This is a genomic window from Rhizomicrobium sp., assembly GCF_056722145.1.
On the sequence record NZ_JBWZET010000052.1, the window covers coordinates 1 to 17,402 of the forward strand.

At 66.1% G+C, this 17,402-nt stretch carries 16 protein-coding genes; 11 read left to right on the forward strand and 5 right to left on the reverse strand.

All coding sequences use genetic code 11. The annotated features are described in order from the left end of the window. The 7 genes from mutS to AC1P6P_RS03120 all read left to right on the forward strand — a co-directional run. Positions 1–1,872: DNA mismatch repair protein MutS (gene mutS, locus AC1P6P_RS03090; protein ID WP_481400969.1), on the forward strand; the 1,872-nt coding region annotated here is incomplete at its 5' end. Positions 1,873–1,915: 43 nt separating this feature from the next. Beyond that, complete coding sequence (locus AC1P6P_RS03095; RefSeq protein WP_481400970.1) at positions 1,916–2,377, forward strand: universal stress protein; 462 nt, start codon at positions 1,916–1,918, stop codon at positions 2,375–2,377. After that, positions 2,374–2,568, forward strand: a complete 195-nt coding sequence (locus AC1P6P_RS03100) for a twin transmembrane helix small protein (RefSeq protein ID WP_481400971.1) — start codon at positions 2,374–2,376, stop codon at positions 2,566–2,568. The genes AC1P6P_RS03095 and AC1P6P_RS03100 overlap by 4 nt, the downstream gene beginning before the upstream one ends. Positions 2,569–2,635: 67 nt before the next feature. Continuing rightward, positions 2,636–4,033, forward strand: a complete 1,398-nt coding sequence (gene leuC, locus AC1P6P_RS03105; RefSeq protein WP_481400972.1) for a 3-isopropylmalate dehydratase large subunit — start codon at positions 2,636–2,638, stop codon at positions 4,031–4,033. Between the two features lie 156 nt (positions 4,034–4,189). Further along, entirely contained in the window at positions 4,190–4,402 is a 213-nt protein-coding gene (locus AC1P6P_RS03110; protein WP_481400973.1) for a type II toxin-antitoxin system VapB family antitoxin, read from the forward strand. After that, entirely contained in the window at positions 4,399–4,773 is a 375-nt protein-coding gene (locus tag AC1P6P_RS03115) for a hypothetical protein (RefSeq protein WP_481400974.1), read from the forward strand. The genes AC1P6P_RS03110 and AC1P6P_RS03115 overlap by 4 nt, the downstream gene beginning before the upstream one ends. An 8-nt stretch (positions 4,774–4,781) precedes the next feature. Further along, positions 4,782–5,039 (forward strand): hypothetical protein, encoded by a 258-nt coding sequence (locus AC1P6P_RS03120; protein WP_481400975.1) that lies wholly within the window; start codon positions 4,782–4,784, stop codon positions 5,037–5,039. Positions 5,040–5,046: 7 nt separating this feature from the next. On the opposite strand, the gene AC1P6P_RS03125 is transcribed toward AC1P6P_RS03120, so the two are convergent. Further along, on the reverse strand, positions 5,047–7,236 hold the full coding sequence (locus tag AC1P6P_RS03125; RefSeq protein WP_481400976.1) for a primosomal protein N': 2,190 nt from the start codon (positions 7,234–7,236) through the stop codon (positions 5,047–5,049). A 68-nt stretch (positions 7,237–7,304) separates the two neighbouring features. On the opposite strand from AC1P6P_RS03125, the gene AC1P6P_RS03130 reads away from it, so the two are divergent. From AC1P6P_RS03130 to AC1P6P_RS03140, 3 genes are all read left to right on the forward strand, one after another. Further along, positions 7,305–7,994, forward strand: a complete 690-nt coding sequence (locus AC1P6P_RS03130) for a DUF484 family protein (protein WP_481400977.1) — start codon at positions 7,305–7,307, stop codon at positions 7,992–7,994. After that, positions 7,970–8,908 (forward strand): tyrosine recombinase XerC, encoded by a 939-nt coding sequence (locus AC1P6P_RS03135; RefSeq protein WP_481400978.1) that lies wholly within the window; start codon positions 7,970–7,972, stop codon positions 8,906–8,908. The genes AC1P6P_RS03130 and AC1P6P_RS03135 overlap by 25 nt, the downstream gene beginning before the upstream one ends. A gap of 64 nt (positions 8,909–8,972) precedes the next feature. Further along, positions 8,973–10,664, forward strand: a complete 1,692-nt coding sequence (locus AC1P6P_RS03140; protein ID WP_481400979.1) for a formate--tetrahydrofolate ligase — start codon at positions 8,973–8,975, stop codon at positions 10,662–10,664. 186 nt (positions 10,665–10,850) lie between these two features. Here the strand turns inward: AC1P6P_RS03140 and AC1P6P_RS03145 are convergent, their stop codons facing one another. The 4 genes from AC1P6P_RS03145 to AC1P6P_RS03160 form a co-directional block, all read right to left on the reverse strand. Next, on the reverse strand, positions 10,851–12,056 hold the full coding sequence (locus AC1P6P_RS03145; protein WP_481400980.1) for an MFS transporter: 1,206 nt from the start codon (positions 12,054–12,056) through the stop codon (positions 10,851–10,853). Between the two features lie 317 nt (positions 12,057–12,373). Beyond that, positions 12,374–13,300, reverse strand: coding sequence for a VOC family protein (locus tag AC1P6P_RS03150; RefSeq protein ID WP_481400981.1), 927 nt, complete (start codon positions 13,298–13,300; stop codon positions 12,374–12,376). A gap of 14 nt (positions 13,301–13,314) precedes the next feature. Then, positions 13,315–14,820, reverse strand: a complete 1,506-nt coding sequence (locus tag AC1P6P_RS03155) for a TolB family protein (RefSeq protein ID WP_481400982.1) — start codon at positions 14,818–14,820, stop codon at positions 13,315–13,317. A 64-nt stretch (positions 14,821–14,884) separates the two neighbouring features. Continuing rightward, positions 14,885–16,033 carry an MFS transporter gene (locus AC1P6P_RS03160; protein WP_481400983.1) on the reverse strand — a complete coding sequence of 383 codons (1,149 nt, stop codon included), beginning with the start codon at positions 16,031–16,033 and terminating at the stop codon, positions 14,885–14,887. A 180-nt stretch (positions 16,034–16,213) separates the two neighbouring features. Between AC1P6P_RS03160 and AC1P6P_RS03165 the strand changes: the two genes are divergently transcribed. Then, a partial coding sequence (locus AC1P6P_RS03165; RefSeq protein ID WP_481400984.1) for a TIGR03862 family flavoprotein occupies positions 16,214–17,402 on the forward strand: 1,189 nt, incomplete at its 3' end.

Sequence of the window (17,402 nt, forward strand, 5' to 3'; positions counted from 1 at the left end):
ACTCAAAAGGGCAGGATCCCCGCCCTCAGCCCTCTGGCGCGCGAAGGCGTCGGAGCCTTCATGGCGATCGATGGGGCGACGCGGCGCAATCTTGAGTTGATGCAGACCTTGTCGGGCGAGCGCCGCGGCTCGTTCCTGTCGGTGATCGATCGTACCGTAACGGCGGCGGGTGCCCGTTTGCTCGGTTCACGGCTGGCGGCGCCGCTGACCGATGTGGCGGCGATCGAAGCGCGTCAGGATGCGGTCGCCCAATTTGTCGACGCCCGCGAGCTGACCGAAGCCTTGCGCGACAAGCTGCGCGCTGCGCCCGATATCGCCCGCTCGGTGGCGCGGCTATCGGTCCAGCGGGGTGGTCCGCGCGATCTGGCGTGCCTGCGCGACGGCATCGCCGCCGCCCGCGCCATCCGCGAAGCCATGACAGTGGCCAAAGGCGAAGCCGAAACGGCGCTGGCGGGCCTGCTTGATGGCCTCGTTGCAGTCTCGGCGCTGGATGCCAAGCTGACTCACCTGCTGGTGCTTGAGCCGCCGTTCTATGCCCGTGATGGCGGGTTCATTCGTGCCGGCGCCCATGCTCCGCTCGACGAATTGCGGGCGCTGCGCGATGAATCCCGCCGCGTCATTGCCGGGCTCGAAACCCGCTATCGCGACGAAACCGGCGTTCCGCTCAAGATCAAGCACAACGGCGTGCTCGGCTATTTCATCGAAGTGACGGCGCAGCACGGCGACGCGCTGATGACCAATGCCGCCTATCGCCATCGCCAGACCATGGCCGGTGCGGTGCGGTTTTCGACCGACGAGCTGTCGACGCTCGCCAACCGCATCAGCCAAGCCGGCGATCAAGCCCTGGCGCTCGAAAAGCAGTTGTTCGACGAGATGGCGGCCGATGCCTTGGCGCTAGCGCCGATGCTGGCGAAAATCGCCGAAGGCCTGGCGGTGCTCGACGTCGCGGCGGGGCTCGCCGACCTTGCCTTGGCGAAACGCTATGTGCGGCCGAAGGTCGATACCTCCAAGGCGTTTCAGTTGGTGCGTGGCCGCCATCCGGTGTTGGAAGCCGCGCTTGATGCGGCGCGGGCGCCGTTCGTGCCGAACGATGTGAACCTCTCCGGCGACAAGCGGCTGTGGCTGGTCACCGGCCCGAACATGGCCGGTAAGTCGACCTTCCTGCGCCAGAACGCGCTGATCGCCATTCTGGCGCAAATGGGCTCGTTCGTGCCGGCCGATGCCGCCCATATCGGCGTCGTGGATCGGCTGTTTTCCCGCGTCGGCGCCGGTGACGATCTCGCGGCGGGGCGCTCCACCTTCATGGTGGAAATGGTGGAGACCGCCGCCATTCTCAATCAGGCGAGCGACAAGAGTCTCGTCATTCTCGACGAAATCGGCCGCGGCACGGCGACCTTCGACGGTCTCGCCATCGCCTGGGCGACCGCCGAGCATCTGTGTTTGAAGAACAAGTCCCGCGCCCTGTTCGCCACCCACTATCACGAGATGACGGCGCTGGCCGAGCGGCTGTCGGCGATGGCGTGCGTCACCATGCGGGTGCGCGAATGGAACGACAGCATCGTCTTCCTGCACGAGGTGGTGCCGGGCGTCGCCGACCGCTCCTACGGCATTCATGTCGCCAAGCTGGCCGGCCTGCCGCAAGCCGTGGTCGGCCGCGCCCAGGAGGTGCTGAAGGCGCTGGAAGACGGCCGCGAAGGCCACAAGCCGCTGGCAAGGATCGACGACCTGCCGCTGTTCGCGGTGACGGCCCCCGTCAAGAAGGACGAGAGCGCGCTAGAAGAAGCGCTTCGTGCGGTCGACCCCGACGCCCTGACGCCGAAACAGGCGCTGGAAGTGCTGTACGAGTTGAAGGCGAAACTGCCGGTCACTTGAGCGACCCTTGCTCCCGTCCCCGGCTTGGTGTCAGGCTCATGGTATGGCGACCGAGGTCCGCAAGTTCCTGGTGGTGATCGACAAGACGCCCGAGTGCCGGGTCGCGGTGCGGTTTGCGGCGCGCCGGGCGCAGCACACGGCCGGGCGGATGACGCTGCTGTGCGTCACGGCGCCGGTCGATTTCAGCCAGTGGGGCGGGGTGGAAGAGATCATGATGGACGAGGCCCATCAGGACGCCGAAGCCCTGGTCTATGACGCGGCGAAAACCATCAACGAGCTGACCGGGCTCGTTCCCGAATTGATCATCGAGCATGGCGAGGCGGCCGAAAGCCTGATGGAGCTGATCCGGCGCGACCGTGACATCTCCATCCTGGTCTTGGCCGCCGGCACCTCCAAGGATGGCCCCGGGCCGCTGGTGAAACTGTTCGCCACCAAAGTGCAGGCGATTCCGGTGACGATCGTGCCGGGCAATCTCTCCGACGCCGAAGTGGACGAACTGGCATGATGGCGAAGATCGTCATTCTCCTCATGCTGGGCGTCGTTGCGGCGGTGCTGTTCGCCGGGATTGCGGTGATGGCGATCGGCGGCACCACCTCGGCGCGCTGGTCGAATGTACTGATGCGCTATCGCATCGTCGCCCAGGCGGTGGCGCTCGCCATCATCGCATTGGTGGTTTATGTCGCCAGCGGCCGCTAGGCCTTTAAGGGACTTGCGCGACGGCGCCGGCTGGTGTTGTTAGCCGTCCGGTAACAAAGGTGAAGTGATGGCTACCCTTTACGACAAGATCTGGGACGCCCATCTGGTGCATGAGGCACCGGGGGAATCGAGCATTCTCTATATCGACCGCCACCTCGTGCATGAGGTGACGAGCCCCCAGGCATTCGAGGGTCTTCGCAATTCGGGCCGCACGGTACGCCGCCCGGAAAAGACGCTGGCCGTCGCCGACCACAACGTGCCGACCCAGGACCGCGCCAAAGGCATCGCTGATCCGGAAAGTGCCGAGCAGATCGCAACTTTGGAGCGCAACACCAAGGAGTTCGGGGTCGAATACCTCGCCATGGACGATATCCGTCAGGGCGTGGTCCACATTGTCGGCCCCGAGCAAGGCTTCACCCTGCCGGGCACCACCATTGTCTGCGGCGACAGCCACACCTCCACCCACGGCGCCTTCGGGGCGCTGGCGTTCGGCATCGGCACGTCGGAAGTCGAGCATGTGCTGGCGACCCAGACGCTGTTGGTGCCCAAGTCCAAGAACATGCGGGTGCAGGTGAACGGTGTTCTGCCGAACAGTGTTACGGCGAAGGATTTGGCCCTGGCCGTCATCGCCCGGATCGGCACCGCCGGCGGCACCGGTTATGTCATTGAATTCGCTGGCGAGGCGGTGCGCGCCTTGTCGATGGAGGGTCGCATGACCCTGTGCAACATGACGATTGAAGGTGGCGCCCGCGCCGGCCTGATCGCCCCCGACGACACCACCTTCGCCTACATTGCCGGTCGGCCGCGGGCCCCCAAGGGCGCCGCTTTCGAAGCCGCGGTGGCGACCTGGAAGCTTCTTACGTCGGACCCGGACGCCCATTTCGACGCCGAAATTGTGCTCGACGCCAGGGACGTGGTGCCGATGGTGACCTGGGGCACCTCGCCGGAACAGGCGCTGCCGGTAACCGCGGTGGTCCCCGATCCGGCCGTTGTGACCGATCCGGCCAAGAAGGCGGCGGTGGAACGGGCGCTGGCCTATATGGATTTGACCCCCGGCACGCCGCTCAGCAGCGTCACCGTGGACCGGGTGTTCATCGGCTCCTGCACCAACGGGCGCATCGAAGACCTGCGTGCCGCCGCCGCCATCGCCAAAGGGCGGAAAGTTGCCGCCCATGTCTCAGCCATGGTGGTGCCGGGCTCGGGGCTGGTGAAGGAACAGGCGGAACAGGAAGGCCTCGATCAGGTGTTCCTCGCCGCCGGCTTTGAATGGCGTGAGCCGGGCTGCTCGATGTGCCTAGCCATGAACGCCGACCGGCTGGCCCCGGGCGAGCGCTGCGCCTCGACCTCCAACCGCAACTTCGAAGGCCGCCAGGGCCGCGGCGGGCGCACCCACCTCGTCAGCCCCGCGATGGCCGCCGCCGCCGCCGTCACCGGCCATTTGGTAGATGTGCGGACCTTGGGGTAGATTGTTTTGGTATAGAATTCAGGCGATAGGGCAGATGAAAGTCTGCCCTTTTTGCTTATTATGGTTGATGATTTCGGTAGATCGGCCGAAAGATTTGTCTCAAATACCTCCCATATTCTACCCAATTGAGCTATTTTCTGCCCAACGGAGGGAGAAATGGGCTTAAATATCAAGAATACGGCGACGGAAGCCGCCATTCGTGAGTTGTCGGGTCTGACCGGTGAGAAACTGACCATCGCCGTCCATAATGCGGTTGCCGAGCGGCTGGAGCGGGTCAAGCGCGGCCGGGGCAAGCAACCCCTCACCGAGTACCTCGCCAGCCTCGGCAGTTTGCAGGCCGCGCTCAAACCGAAGGGGGATCAGCTATGATCGTGATCCATTCCTCGGCAGTGTTGACGCTCCTCACCAACGCCCCCGGCTGCAATGCCATCGCTGCCAAGATCTGCGAGGCGCCCGATGTCCTGATGTCGCCGGTGTCGGCGATGGATGTGCTGCTCACCCTGGCGCAGCGCTACGACGACCCGGCGCCGGTGCTGTCGGCGTTCCTGCGCCAGAGCCGCATCGCCCAGCGCCCGGTGGATGCCGCACAGACATCGTGGGCGCGCACCGGGTTTCTCGCCTATGGTGGCGGGCGCTGGTCGCTCGGCGATTGCTTTGCCTATGGCGCCGCCAAAGCGCTGGAGGCCCCGCTGCTGGCCACCAGCGACGTGTTCGCCAAGAGCGATTTGCGCATGGCCTAGGAGATCAAATGCGGTTGGTTGTGATGGTGGTTGCCGGATTGGTCGTGGCGGGCTGCACCGGCCCAGGCTGGGATCACACCTTCGCCTTTCTCGACGCTCCCAAACCGCCACCTCCGCCTGCCGCGGCCCCAGCACTGCCGACCGCCGACTGGTGCCGTCAAGCCGCCGCCGCCGCCAAATCCGAAGCTGCCGAGCAAGGCTTCGACACCGCCACCCAGGCCCGCCGCGCCGAGACGATTTATACGCAATGCTTACGAACGCGATAACGGCGTCTCAGAAAAAACTCACCGGATCGACGTCGACCACCACGCGCACGTTTTTTGGCAGGGTCGAGGCCGCCAGCCAAGCGCGCAGATAGGCCTGGATGTCGATCGATTTTTCCGTCTGCACCAGCAGCCGTTCGCGGGTCTGGCCGCGCAGCAGGGCATAGAAGGCCGGTGTCGGCCCCCACACCTTGATACCGCGGGCGAAGGGTGCGGTTTTGGCGAGAATCTTGCCGGCCTCACGCACCGCATCGCCGTCGTGACCGGAAAGGATGATCGCCGCCAGCCGCCCGAACGGCGGCGCGTGGGAGGCCTGGCGGTATTTGGTTTCCTGGGCATAGAACGCGTCGCGATCGGCGGAAATCAGTGCCTGCATCACCGCGTCTTTGGGATTGCGCGTCTGCATCAGCACGAGGCCCGGCTTTTCGGCGCGACCGGCGCGTCCCGCCACCTGATGCAGCAACTGGAACGTCCGCTCGCGCGCCCGCAGATCGCCGTCGGAGCCGCCAAGATCGGCATCGACAATGCCGACCAGCGTCAGTTGCGGGAAATGATGGCCCTTGGCGACGATCTGGGTGCCGATCAGGACATCGATTTCGCGTTTCATCATGGCACGAATGGCGGCCTGCATTTCCGCTGGTCCGCTCATGGTGTCGGAGGAGGCGATCGCCACCCGCGCATCGGGGAAGGTGAGCTTGAATTCCTCCATCACCCGTTCGACGCCCGGTCCGCACGCCGTGAACGCGCCCTCCGTATGGCATTCGGGACATTCGCTCGGCAGCCCGGTCTCGAAGCCGCAATGATGGCAGACCAGGCGCTTGCGATAGCGATGCTCGACCAGCCACGCCGAGCAATTCTTGCAAACCAGCTTATGGCCGCAGGCTTCGCACAAGGTGAGGGGGGCATAACCGCGGCGGTTGAGGAACAGCATCGCCTGTTCGCCGGCGCCGACGGTGATCGCCAAGGCCGCGCGCAAGGTCGGTGACAAAAACGTGCCGGGATCGCCGCGGTCGGCGCGCATATCGATCAGGCGGACATCGGGCAGCACCGCCGCGCCATGACGGCTGCGCAGGCGCAAATGGGCATAGCGTCCGGTCTCGGCGTTGACATAGCTTTCCAAGGATGGCGTCGCGCTCGCCAGCACCACCGGACAATTCTCGATGCGGGCGCGCACCACCGCCATGTCGCGGGCGTGATAGACGGCGCCGTCTTCCTGCTTGTAGGCCTGCTCATGCTCTTCATCGACGACGATGAGGCCGAGGTCGTTGAACGGCAGGAACAACGCCGAGCGGGCGCCGACCACGACGCGCGCGTCGCCTTTCATCACCGCGCGCCAGATGCGGCGGCGCTCGCGCTGGGAGAGATCGGAATGCCATTCCGCCGGCCGCGCCCCGAAGCGCGCCGCGAAACGGTCGAGGAACTGCACGGTGAGCGCGATTTCCGGCAGCAGGATCAGCACCTGCCGGCCCAGCCGCGACGCTTCGGCGACCGCTTCGAAATAGGTCTCGGTCTTGCCCGAGCCGGTGACGCCATCGAGCAGCGACACGCCGAAGCGCTTGCCCTTCACCGCGCCTTTCATCACATGGGCGGCGAGGTCCTGTTCGGTGTTGAGCTTGACCGCGGCGAAATCGGCCTCGGGCACCGGCAGGGGATCGAATTCCGGCAGTTCCACGGCGCAGAGCGCGCCGCAATCGATCAGTCCGCGCACCACGGCCGGCGTCACGTTGGCTTCTTCGGCGAGCTGCGGCACCGATCGCGCCACGCCATGGCCGGCGATTTCGAGCACCCGTTGACGAGAGGGCGTCATTTTTTTCGGCGCGCCGCTCCCGCGCAGATAAGCGATGCGGGCGGTTTCCGGTTCCAGCGCCTGGCGCGAGCGCAGCGCCATCGCCAGCACCAGGCCGGGCAGCGTCAATGTATACTGTGCCACCCAATCGACGAAGTCGCACAGCCCCTCGGGCAGCGCCGGTTCGCCGTCGAACGGCACCGCTTGTTTCAGCCGCGATTCCTCAACACCGCCTTGCGGCGCGCTCCACACCACCCCGATGGAAATGCGCGGGCCCAGCGGCGCCGACACGATCAAGCCGCGGCGAAAGGGAACCGCGAGCTTGTAGTCATAGGCGCCCGCCAGCGGCAGTGGCAGCAAAACGCCAGCACGGCCGCAATCGGCATCGCCGGACTTCAGAAGAGGCGCCGTCATGCGTTAGACTTGCGAATCACGATTCCCGAACCTCGTCACTGTCATTTATCACGGCCTGCAATACCAGAATGAGCGAAAGCGCACCGTCCCGTGAACCGCAGATCGCCGCCGCCGAGGCGGTGAAGGCCTATGTGCGGATGCATCGGGCGGCGCTGGCGGCCGATGGCGAGCTTTTGTCGCTGCTGCTGCCGGCGCGCGATCCGGGCGAAGGCGTCATCGATCTGACCCGCTATGCCCTGGAAAAGCTGCGCAGCGAAAATCAGGCGCTGAGGGCGGAACTGGGCGCGCTGAAGGCGACCCAGACGCGGGGCGTGCGCCTCAGTGACGGCGTCAAACGGGCGGTGCTCGATCTCATCGATGCGCGTTCGTTTGCCGAGGCGATTGCGGTGGCGACGGCGGCGGCGCCGGCGTTCGGAGCCGATCGCGCCGTGTTCTGCATCGAGGCGGCCGACGGCATTGCCCAGGCGACGCGCTGCGATGGCGTGCGCCTGATCCAGCCCGGCACGGTGACGGCGGTTGTCGGTCCCGACGGCATGGGCGCGATCCTGTCGGGCGGCGGCGAATTGTTGTTCGGGCGTACCGGCTATCGCAGTCTGGCGGCGTTCCGCTTGCGCATCGGGGCGCAGCCGGCGCTCTACGTGCTGGGTTCGCTGGCCGAGAACGGCTTTGACGGGCGCGACAGCGAAGCCGATCTCGGGCTGTTCGCGCGGGCGCTGGAACGGGCAATCCGCGCATGGCTCGATCTCCCCAGGCCCTGAAAGCCGCCACTGTTCTGAAAGCCGATTGGCTCGACGGCCTCGCCCATGAGCGCCGCGCCAGCCCGCATTCCTTGCGTGCCTATGGCGACGACCTCGATCGCTTCCTCGCATTCCTGACCGACCATCTCGGCGGCGCCCCGACCGAGCGCGATCTGAAGACCCTGACGCCGGCCGATATCCGCGCTTTCATCACCCAGCGCCGCAACGACGGGCTGTCCCCGCGCAGTGTGTCGCGGGCGCTCGCCGCCGTGCGCAGTTTTTTCCGCTTTCTGGCGCGCGAGGACATTGTCGAAAACGCGGCGGCGCGGGCGGTGAGGAGCCCGCGTATCGCCAAGACCTTGCCGCGGCCGCTCTCCGAAACCGATGCCGCCCGCACCCTTGCCGAAGCCGGCGAGAATGACGTCGAATGGATCGCGGCCCGCGATGTGGCCCTCTTGACCCTGCTTTACGGCGCGGGGCTTCGCATTTCCGAAGGTCTCAGCCTGAAGCGCGGCGATGTTCCGCTCGGCGATACCCTCACCGTCGTCGGCAAAGGCAAGAAGGAGCGTGCCGTGCCCTTGCTCGCGGCGGTCCGCCACGCCGCCGACGCCTATGTCGCGCGGCTGCCGTTTGCATCCGGCCCGCACGGCCCGTTGTTCCTGTCGCGCACCGGCAAAGCCATGAGCCCGCGCGAGGCCCAAGCCTTGATGCAGCGCCTGCGCTCGCGCCTCGGGCTGTCGGAGCGGGCGACGCCGCACGCCTTGCGCCATTCGTTTGCAACCCATCTGCTCGCCAATGGCGGCGAACTGCGCGCCGTGCAGGAACTTCTGGGCCATGCCTCACTGTCGACCACCCAGACCTATACCGAGATCGACGTCCGTAAGCTGATGGACGTTTACGCAAACGCACACCCGCGTTGCAAAACCGCCGTCTGATCGCGGCGTCGCCATTACGGTATCCTCCCCATTGCATATCACCTGCCTTGGGAAGGGCTTGGCAATGGAATTTCAGGAACAGAACGTCCGCAGCAATATCGAGATTGCGCGCGAGGCGCGGATGAAGCCGATCCTCGAAATTGCCCATAAACTCGGCATTCCCGACGCGGCGGTGATCCCCTATGGCCGCGCCAAGGCCAAGATCGCGCTCGACGACATCCCCGGCCTGAAGGAGCGGCCCGATGGCAAGTTGATCCTGGTCACGGCGATCACCCCCACCCCGGCCGGCGAAGGCAAGACCACCACCACGGTCGGCCTCACCGACGCCCTCAATCGGCTGGGCCATCGCGCCACTGCGGCGTTGCGCGAACCCTCGCTGGGGCCATGTTTCGGCATGAAGGGCGGCGCCGCCGGCGGCGGCTATGCCCAAGTGGTGCCGATGGAGGACATCAATCTCCATTTCACCGGCGATTTCCACGCCGTCACCGCGGCCAACAACCTCCTCGCGGCGATGATCGACAACCATATCTACTGGTCGAATTCCTTGGGGCTCGATGCCCGCCGCATTTCCTGGCGCCGCTGTCTCGACATGAACGACCGGGCCCTGCGCACCATCACCTCCTCGCTCGGCGGCATTGCCAACGGCTTTCCGCGCGAAGACGGCTTTGACATCACCGTCGCCTCGGAAGTGATGGCGATCCTCTGCCTTGCCAGCGATCTGAAGGATCTCGAACGCCGGCTCGGCAACATCGTCGTCGGCCAGACCCGCGACCGGCGCTATGTCACCGCCAAGGAGCTGAATGCCCCCGGCGCCATGAGCGTGTTGTTGAAAGATGCGCTGCTGCCCAATCTGGTGCAGACGCTGGAGAACAATCCGGTGTTCGTCCATGGCGGCCCGTTCGCCAACATCGCCCATGGCTGCAATTCGGTGGTGGCGACACGCGCGGCGCTGAAGCTCGCCGATTACGTCATCACCGAAGCCGGGTTCGGCGCCGATCTCGGGGCGGAGAAATTCTTCGACATCAAATGCCGCAAGGCGAAGCTCGAGCCGGCCGCGGCTGTGATCGTCGCCACCGTGCGCGCGCTGAAGCATCACGGCGGCGTGGCGAAAGAGGATTTAAGGAAGCCCAATATGGGCGCGATCGAGCGCGGCGCCGCCAATCTCGAACGCCATATCCGCAACGTGAAAAAATTCGGCGTGCCGGTGATCGTCGCCGTCAACCAGTTCCTTGGCGATGCGGAAGAGGAAATGCAGCGCGTCGTCGAAATCGCCAAATCGGCCGATTGCCCGGCCCACATCAGCCGTGGCTGGGCGCTCGGCGGCAAGGGCGTGATCGATCTCGCCGAGCAGGTGGTGGAAACCTGCACCACGACCAAGTCCGAGTTCCGGCCGCTCTATCCGGTGGACATGCCGCTGTGGGAGAAGACCCAGACTGTGGCGCGCACCATCTATGGTGCCAATGGCATCAGCGCCGATTCGGCGACGCGGGCCCGCTTCGACGAATTGGAAAGCGCCGGGTTTGGCCATCTGCCGGTGTGCATGGCGAAGACGCAGTATTCCTTCTCGACCGACGCGGAGAAGCGCGGCGCCCCAACCGATCACATGGTCAAGGTGCGCGAGGTGAGGCTCTCGGCCGGCGCCGAGTTCGTGGTCGTCATCGCCGGCGACATCATGACCATGCCCGGCCTGCCGCGCCTGCCCGCCGCCGACAAGATCGGCCTCAACGACAAAGGCCAGATCGAAGGGCTGTTCTAGGGCGGCGGACTTTGATGTGAGATTGCCACCCCAACACTGTCATCGCCCGCAAATGCGGGCGGCCCAGGTTAAATCTGTCGCGATCTTAGGGGTTGTGCCAGATGACACCTGGATTGCCCGCAGTCGCGGGCCATGACACCGAGGGGGAGTCTGGCGCTCGCGTGACTCTGGGTGAACGTCCGCCGCTCAGATCGTGTCGATGTGCTCGTGCTGGCCGCCGTCGATGATGGCTTCGCCGTGCCAGCAGCGCGCCATCAACAGCGTGAAGCCGATCGATACCACGCCGAGCGCGGTCATCATCAGATAGGCCCGTCCCCCGAGCGAGGAATAGACCGGACCGATGGCGAGCGTCGCCAATCCCATCATCACGCCCTGGCTGCCGACGAAATAAAGGCTCTGGGCGGTGGCGGCCAGCCGCGGCGGCACGGCGCGCAGGATGAAGAACACAGCGCCGAGATGGGCGAGCGCGAAAGTGCCGCCATGCAGGAACTGGGCGAACACCACCAGCGGCAGTGGCGGATCGAACGACAGGATGGTCCAGCGCACCACCGCGATCAGGCCGCCGGCCAACAGCAGCTTCGACGGGCCGAGCAGCTTGTGCACCCGCAGCGCCTGCGAGAACAGCGCGATCTCGGCGAGCACGCCAAGCGGCCAGATGATGCCGATCAGCATTTCGGAATAGCCGATCGCTTTCCAGTGCAGGCCGCCATAGCCGTAATAGAAGGCGTGGGTCGCCTGCTCGAAACTCGCCGCCGCCAGGAAGATGAGAAATACCCGCGAGCGCAACAGTTCGCGCGTTTCGTCGAGCGTCGCCTTAAGGCGAACCCCGAGCGGCGCGCGGCCCTCGGCGGCGGGCGGCGCCGGCAGGATCATGGTGGAGACGATGCACAGCGCCGCGCCAATGGTCAGCAGCGGCGCGACGGCGCCAAGGCTGAGAAATTTCACCACCACGCCGCCGGTGATGTTCATCACCACGAACGCCGACGAGGCCCAGATGCGCACCCGGCCGTAATCGAAGCCGAAGCGCTCGGCCAGGCGCACCGACACGCTTTCCAAGAGCGGGGTGGCGGCGCCATAGGCGACATAGGCCGGCACCGCGACCAGGAAGATCAGCAGCGGCGAGCCGACCACGCTGAGCGCGCCGAAGCCGGCGACCATGATCCAGTACAGCACCAGCATGACGGCGCGGCGGTCGTTGCGGGCGTCGGCGAAAATCCCCGACAGCGGTCCGGCGAGGGCCCGCAGCATCAGCGCCATCGACAGGAGTAGCCCGATCTGGTCCGCCGACAGCCCGCGCCAGGCCAGCGAAGCGCCGAAAAACGGCAAAAACACCCCCGACACCGAGCCGGAGGCGAATTGGCTGAAACTGAGGCGGGACGACAGGTGTTTCACGAGGACCGGACTGCGAACGTCGCCCTACCCCTAGCGCAAAGGGGTGGCGGCAGGAAGGCGCCCGCTGCGGCGGATGGCGGCATGGCGGGGTGGTTAGCAGGGTGGGCGCCATCTAACCCAAAATGTCATCCCCGGCCGGAGCTGCGGCAGCAGCGCAGGGGAAGGGGATCCAGGACTCAACACCGGCAAACCGGCGAAAGCACAGCACCGCGGCACGTTCTTTGAGAGCGTCGCGTTGTGCATACCTGGGTCCCCTTTCCTTCGCTGCGCTACGCTAGCTCAGCCGGGGATGACGGGAGTGGATGCCGCCGGCCGGTTCACTCGTCCGGATCGGGGGCGGTGAAGGGGGTGCAGCAGGGTTTCACCACCGCGTGAAATTCCATGAACTCGGCCCGGGTGCCGTCGGGATCGTAGAGGTTGAACTGCCACTTGCCGTCGGCGCCGATCTTGGGACCGTCGTGGGCATCTTTCTCGCTATAGCGCTCGCCGGCGGTGAGGATGGTGACGGTCTTCTCCATGTTGCCGACGCCGAGGGCGAAATGGTTGAGGACGCCGGCGGTCCCCTGGGTCATGGTCGCCGGGATGCCGGTCTTTTCGGGTCCCGAGACGATCATGTATTCCATCCAGTCGCGCCCATCGGGCACCTGCTGCGAGATCCAGGTCGGCTGATCGGGATGCATGCCGCCGGCCCAATAGCCGCGGAAGCCCAAAAGATCGCGCCAGAACTTGTCCATCAGGGCGCGGTCGTGGGTGATCATGCCGACATGGATGATATGGCCGGATAAGGGATTGACCGGCACGTCGGGCAAAGTCTTCGGCAGCTCGAGGAACTGGATCTGATTGCCTTCCGGGTCGGCGACCTCGAACCATTTGGAACCATCGCTGCCGGCGGTCACCTTCTTCGGCACCTTGACATGACCCGCGGCGAGATATTTGCGCAAGGCCTCGGCATCGGCGGTGGTGAAGGCGGCGTGGGCCATCCGCATCTTGGGCGCGGCGGTTGGCGGCAGCGGCAGCACTTCCACAAACTGGCGCGGATTGAAGTAATAGCGCACGCCGTGCGCGTCTTCCGGATCGGGCCGTTTCACGGCGCCGAGTGTGACGGTGTAGAAGGTGTCCGACTTCGCCAGGTCGGCGGAATAGACCGCGAGATGCGACACGCCGGTGATGGCGGGCCGCGTCGGGGCCGCAAACGCAAGGCCGGTGACGGCCACTGTCAGCGCCAGCGCGCTCAGGATTTTCATGGGGGCTTCCTCTTTTATTCTGGGAGTTCGTCGTAGCTGACGAACGAGATCAGCGCCGAATCCGGCGACCAGCACGGTGAATCGAAGGTGCCCTGGCCGCCGACCAGCGTGGTCAAAAGGCGCGGCGCTCCGCCGGCGAGCGGGATCAGGCGCAGCGCAACGTCCTTGTCGAGCGGATGGCTGCTTGTCGCTTCGCCCTGCTTATAGCTCAGCACCGCCAGCCATTTGCCGTCGGGCGAGGGGTGCGGATACCAGTTGTCGAAGCCGTCGGCGGTGATCTGGGTCAGATCGGAACCGTCGCTCTTCATGCGCCAGATCTGCATCGTGCCGGAGCGGTTGGAATTGAAATAGATGAATCGTCCGTCGGCGGAGTATTCGCCGCCGTCGTTGAGGCCTTCCGTCGTCAGCCGCTTGGGCGCACCGCCCGCGGTCGGCACGGTGTAGATGTCCTCGTGGCTGCCAAGGATGGAGGTGAAAACGATGCTGGCGCCGTCGGGCGACCAGCCGTGGAAGAACGAGATCGGCTGCGAGGTCAGGCGCCGCGCCGGGCCGCTGGCTTTGCCGTTCGTCATCGCCACCAGATGCACGTCGGGGCCGTGTTCGCCGGCTGCGGGGCAGGAGAGCGCAAACCATTTGCCGTCGGGCGAAAACGCATGCTCGCCCCAGCAGCCGGAAAGCCCGGCGACATCGAACGGCTCGCGGGGACCGCCGGCCGCCGGATCAAGCAGCGCGATGCGATAGAAATGGCCGTTCTCGTTGATGACGAAAGCGCCCGGCGTCCAGTTCGGCGCTTCGAAGATGCCTTTGGTGTGCGTGATGACCGTGGTGGTGGGCGCGCCTTCGTCGATCTTGATGACTTTCAGCGCCGACCACGTCGTGCGCTTGTCCGCCAGCGGTGCCGGCGGAGCCAGCGTCAGGTTGGAGAACGTCGCGGTGTCGGTGGTGTCCGGGTCGTGCGCCGTCAGGCCGATGCCGACCAGGAACGGTTCGGCGAAATGCAGTTTGGTTGCAGCACCGACCAGATGCAACGGCTCGCCGTTTTGGCTGATCAGGAGTTGGATCGTGTCGCCGCGCTTTTCCAGCCGCACCGTTTTGGGCAGCGCGATGGCGAGTTCGATGTCCTCGGTCGGCCCGCCTTTGACGCGCCGGTATTGCAGCGCCGTCAGCCCGTTGCCGTGCACCGCAACGTCGACATAGGCGGCGTCGGCGTCGAGGCTCGCACGGATCATCAGCACCGCTTTACGATGCGGATTGGGATCGTGGGCGTAGGTCTTGGGCGGAAAGGCGATATCGGCGGTCAGGGCGAAATCGCCGGCGAGCTTCTTCCAGGCGAAATGGAAGGCGTCTTCCTTGGCCCACAGATTGGCGCCGGCGGCGGTGAGGGTATAGCGCCCGGCGTCGTACACCGCCGTTCCGGGCGGAGCGACCTTGCCGATGTCGCCATGGGCGTCGAACACGCCGAGCGGACCGGCGATCGCCTGCCCTGCCAGAAGAAATCCCGCCAGCACCAGATCGCGCATGGGTCCTCCCGCGCCCCGAAGGGCTTATGTTTGCGCTACCATAGCGCTGCCCCACGGCGGCCTGTCAACTCGCCGGCGCCCGGCGGCGATAGTGCAGCCGGAGCAGCGTGATCTGCCAAAGGGTGCCGATCAGCGCCAACAGCAGCACCGCCGACAGCGGCACCTTGAGCCAGATCAGCAGGGCGGCGGTGAGAAGGCTGGTGGCGCCGCCGGCATCCCAGCCGGCTTCGGCGGCAACGTGAAAGCGCAGCGTGCAGGGCGCGGCTTTGGCGAGGGTATAGACGACCGCCATCAGGGTCGGGATGAACAGGCAATTGCCGATGGCGCTGAGGGCATTGGCGGTCACCGCCAGCGCCGGATGGGAGATGGCGGCGGCACGCAGCACCACGATCAGCGACAAGGTTCCGTAGGCAATGGTGACGGCGCGGCGGCCGTTGCCGTTGTCGATCTGGCGGCCGAGCACCAGTCCGGCGACGGCGCCGACCACCGCGGCAATCGCCAGCGCCCCGCCGAACGACAGGAAATCCTGTTTCAACGACAAAAACAGGCCGACCTGCCAGACGAACAGATAGATGCCGCCAATGAAGCCGTCGCCGACGAACAGCAGCACGCCCGGCACTGAGGCGCGATAGGCGTGCGGTACGGTGCGTTCGATCGGCACTTCGGGCGTGAAGAGCAGCGGCACCGCCGAACCGGCGACGGCGGCGGCACTGACGGCGAAAGCAATAAAGGGCCCGAACGCCACCAGCAGCGCCCCGGTGGCAAGCGGACTGACGACGCCGATCAGCGCGGCAATCGCCTCGCGCACACCGATCTGCTGGCCGCGCGCGTCGTCGTCGCCAAGGCGGGCGAAATAGGCGTGATAGCAGGGCCAGTACAGCGTGTCGGCGACCGCGCCGAGCGCGATCATGGCGTACAGCGGCACCCCGACGCCGTGGACCATGGCGAGCAGCGGATACTGCCCGGCGTTCAGGATGGTGCCGAGGATGATGAGCAGGCGCATGCCGTGGCGCGCCGCCAGCCCAACGATCACCGGGCGGATCAGAAAGCGGCCGATCAGGATGGCGGCGAACGTGACGAAAACGCCGGAAATGGGCACGCCCGCCTTGACCAGATAAGCGGCGAAGAAGGCGCCACCGCCGGTCGCCGCGATCGAATGGATCGCGTAATGCAGGTTCAACAGGTTGATGGTGCGATTGCCGAAATACGCCATGCTTGCCGCGAATTGATTGATGCCCGGTCGCGGCACGCCAGAAAGCCCACCGTCCCGGCCAGCATGGCAAGCGAAGATGGCGCGGCCGCGGCGAAGCCTGGGGCAGGCGGTCGCGGGGCCCGCCTTGTGCCGAAGCGGCGTTGCCGCCATACAGCGTCGAATGGATTTCCAGGTGTTGATGTGCCTTACATAGCCGTCATTGGCGGCGGACCCGCCGGATTGCGCGCGGCCGAAGTTCTCGCCGCCGCGGGCGCCGCTGTCACCGTCTACGACCACAAGCCGAGCCTGGGGCGCAAATTCCTGCTCGCCGGCCGCGGCGGCCTCAACCTGACCCACAGCGAAGAATTGCCGGCGTTCCTCCAGAAATACGGCGCCGCCGCGCCGCTGATGGCGCGCGCCCTGGCCCAGTTTTCGCCCGAGGACATGCGCCGCTGGTGCCACGATCTCGGGTTGAACACCTTCGTCGGCTCGAGCGGGCACATCTATCCCGAATGCATGAAGGCAACGCCGCTGCTGCGCGCCTGGCTGAAGAAACTCGACCGGCAAGGCGTTGGTTTCGCCCCACGCCACCGCTGGACCGGTTGGGACGGCGCGGCGCTGTCTTTCGACACCCCCGGCGGCCCCGTGCGCGTCACCCCCGATGCGACGCTGATCGCGCTCGGCGGCGCCTCCTGGCCGCATCTCGGCTCCGATGGCACCTGGGCGGAGATCTTCCGCGCCAATGGCATCGCGGTGACCCCGTTCCGCCCCGCCAATTGCGGGTTTGCGGTGGCGTGGTCGGAGATTTTCCGCAGCCGCCATGCCGGCGCGCCGCTGAAGCCGGTGACGCTGACCTTCGCCGGCCGCAGCCAGCGCGGCGAGGTGATGATCACCGCCGCCGGTGTGGAAGGAAGCCTCCTCTATGCCTTCGGGGCCGCCTTGCGCGACGCCATCGAAGCGAGCGGCAGCGCCGTGATCACCCTCGATCTGCGCCCCGATCTGACGGGCGCGGCGTTGCTCAAGCGTTTGCAGGCCCCGCGCGGCCACCAGACCCTGACCAACCATTTGCGCAAGGCCGGCGGGCTGTCGGCGGCGGCGATTTCGCTGCTGCGCGAAGGCTGCGATTTCGATCCCGATCCCAAGGCGCTGGCGGTCCGCATCAAGGCGATGCCCGTCACCCTCAACGCCCCCAGCCCGATCGCCCGCGCCATTTCGACGGCCGGCGGCGTTGCCCTCGCGGCGCTCAGCGATGATCTGATGCTGACGGCGAGGCCCGGCGTCTTCGTCGCCGGCGAAATGCTCGATTGGGAAGCCCCGACCGGCGGCTATCTGCTGCAGGGGTGCTTTGCGACCGCAACGCTGGCCGCGCACGGCATCCGCCGCTGGCTGG

Excerpts from the sequence above, each read along its gene's own strand:
- AC1P6P_RS03125 (WP_481400976.1), bottom strand. The coding sequence starts at position 7,236 with ATGACGGCGCCTCTTCTGAAGTCCGGCGATGCCGATTGCGGCCGTGCT.
- AC1P6P_RS03110 (WP_481400973.1), top strand. The coding sequence starts at position 4,190 with ATGGGCTTAAATATCAAGAATACGGCGACGGAAGCCGCCATTCGTGAG.
- AC1P6P_RS03150 (WP_481400981.1), bottom strand. The coding sequence starts at position 13,300 with ATGAAAATCCTGAGCGCGCTGGCGCTGACAGTGGCCGTCACCGGCCTT.
- AC1P6P_RS03100 (WP_481400971.1), top strand. The coding sequence starts at position 2,374 with ATGATGGCGAAGATCGTCATTCTCCTCATGCTGGGCGTCGTTGCGGCG.
- AC1P6P_RS03095 (WP_481400970.1), top strand. The coding sequence starts at position 1,916 with ATGGCGACCGAGGTCCGCAAGTTCCTGGTGGTGATCGACAAGACGCCC.
- AC1P6P_RS03130 (WP_481400977.1), top strand. The coding sequence starts at position 7,305 with ATGAGCGAAAGCGCACCGTCCCGTGAACCGCAGATCGCCGCCGCCGAG.
- AC1P6P_RS03135 (WP_481400978.1), top strand. The coding sequence starts at position 7,970 with ATGGCTCGATCTCCCCAGGCCCTGAAAGCCGCCACTGTTCTGAAAGCC.
- AC1P6P_RS03160 (WP_481400983.1), bottom strand. The coding sequence starts at position 16,033 with ATGGCGTATTTCGGCAATCGCACCATCAACCTGTTGAACCTGCATTAC.
- leuC (WP_481400972.1), top strand. The coding sequence starts at position 2,636 with ATGGCTACCCTTTACGACAAGATCTGGGACGCCCATCTGGTGCATGAG.
- AC1P6P_RS03115 (WP_481400974.1), top strand. The coding sequence starts at position 4,399 with ATGATCGTGATCCATTCCTCGGCAGTGTTGACGCTCCTCACCAACGCC.
- AC1P6P_RS03140 (WP_481400979.1), top strand. The coding sequence starts at position 8,973 with ATGGAATTTCAGGAACAGAACGTCCGCAGCAATATCGAGATTGCGCGC.
- AC1P6P_RS03120 (WP_481400975.1), top strand. The coding sequence starts at position 4,782 with ATGCGGTTGGTTGTGATGGTGGTTGCCGGATTGGTCGTGGCGGGCTGC.
- AC1P6P_RS03155 (WP_481400982.1), bottom strand. The coding sequence starts at position 14,820 with ATGCGCGATCTGGTGCTGGCGGGATTTCTTCTGGCAGGGCAGGCGATC.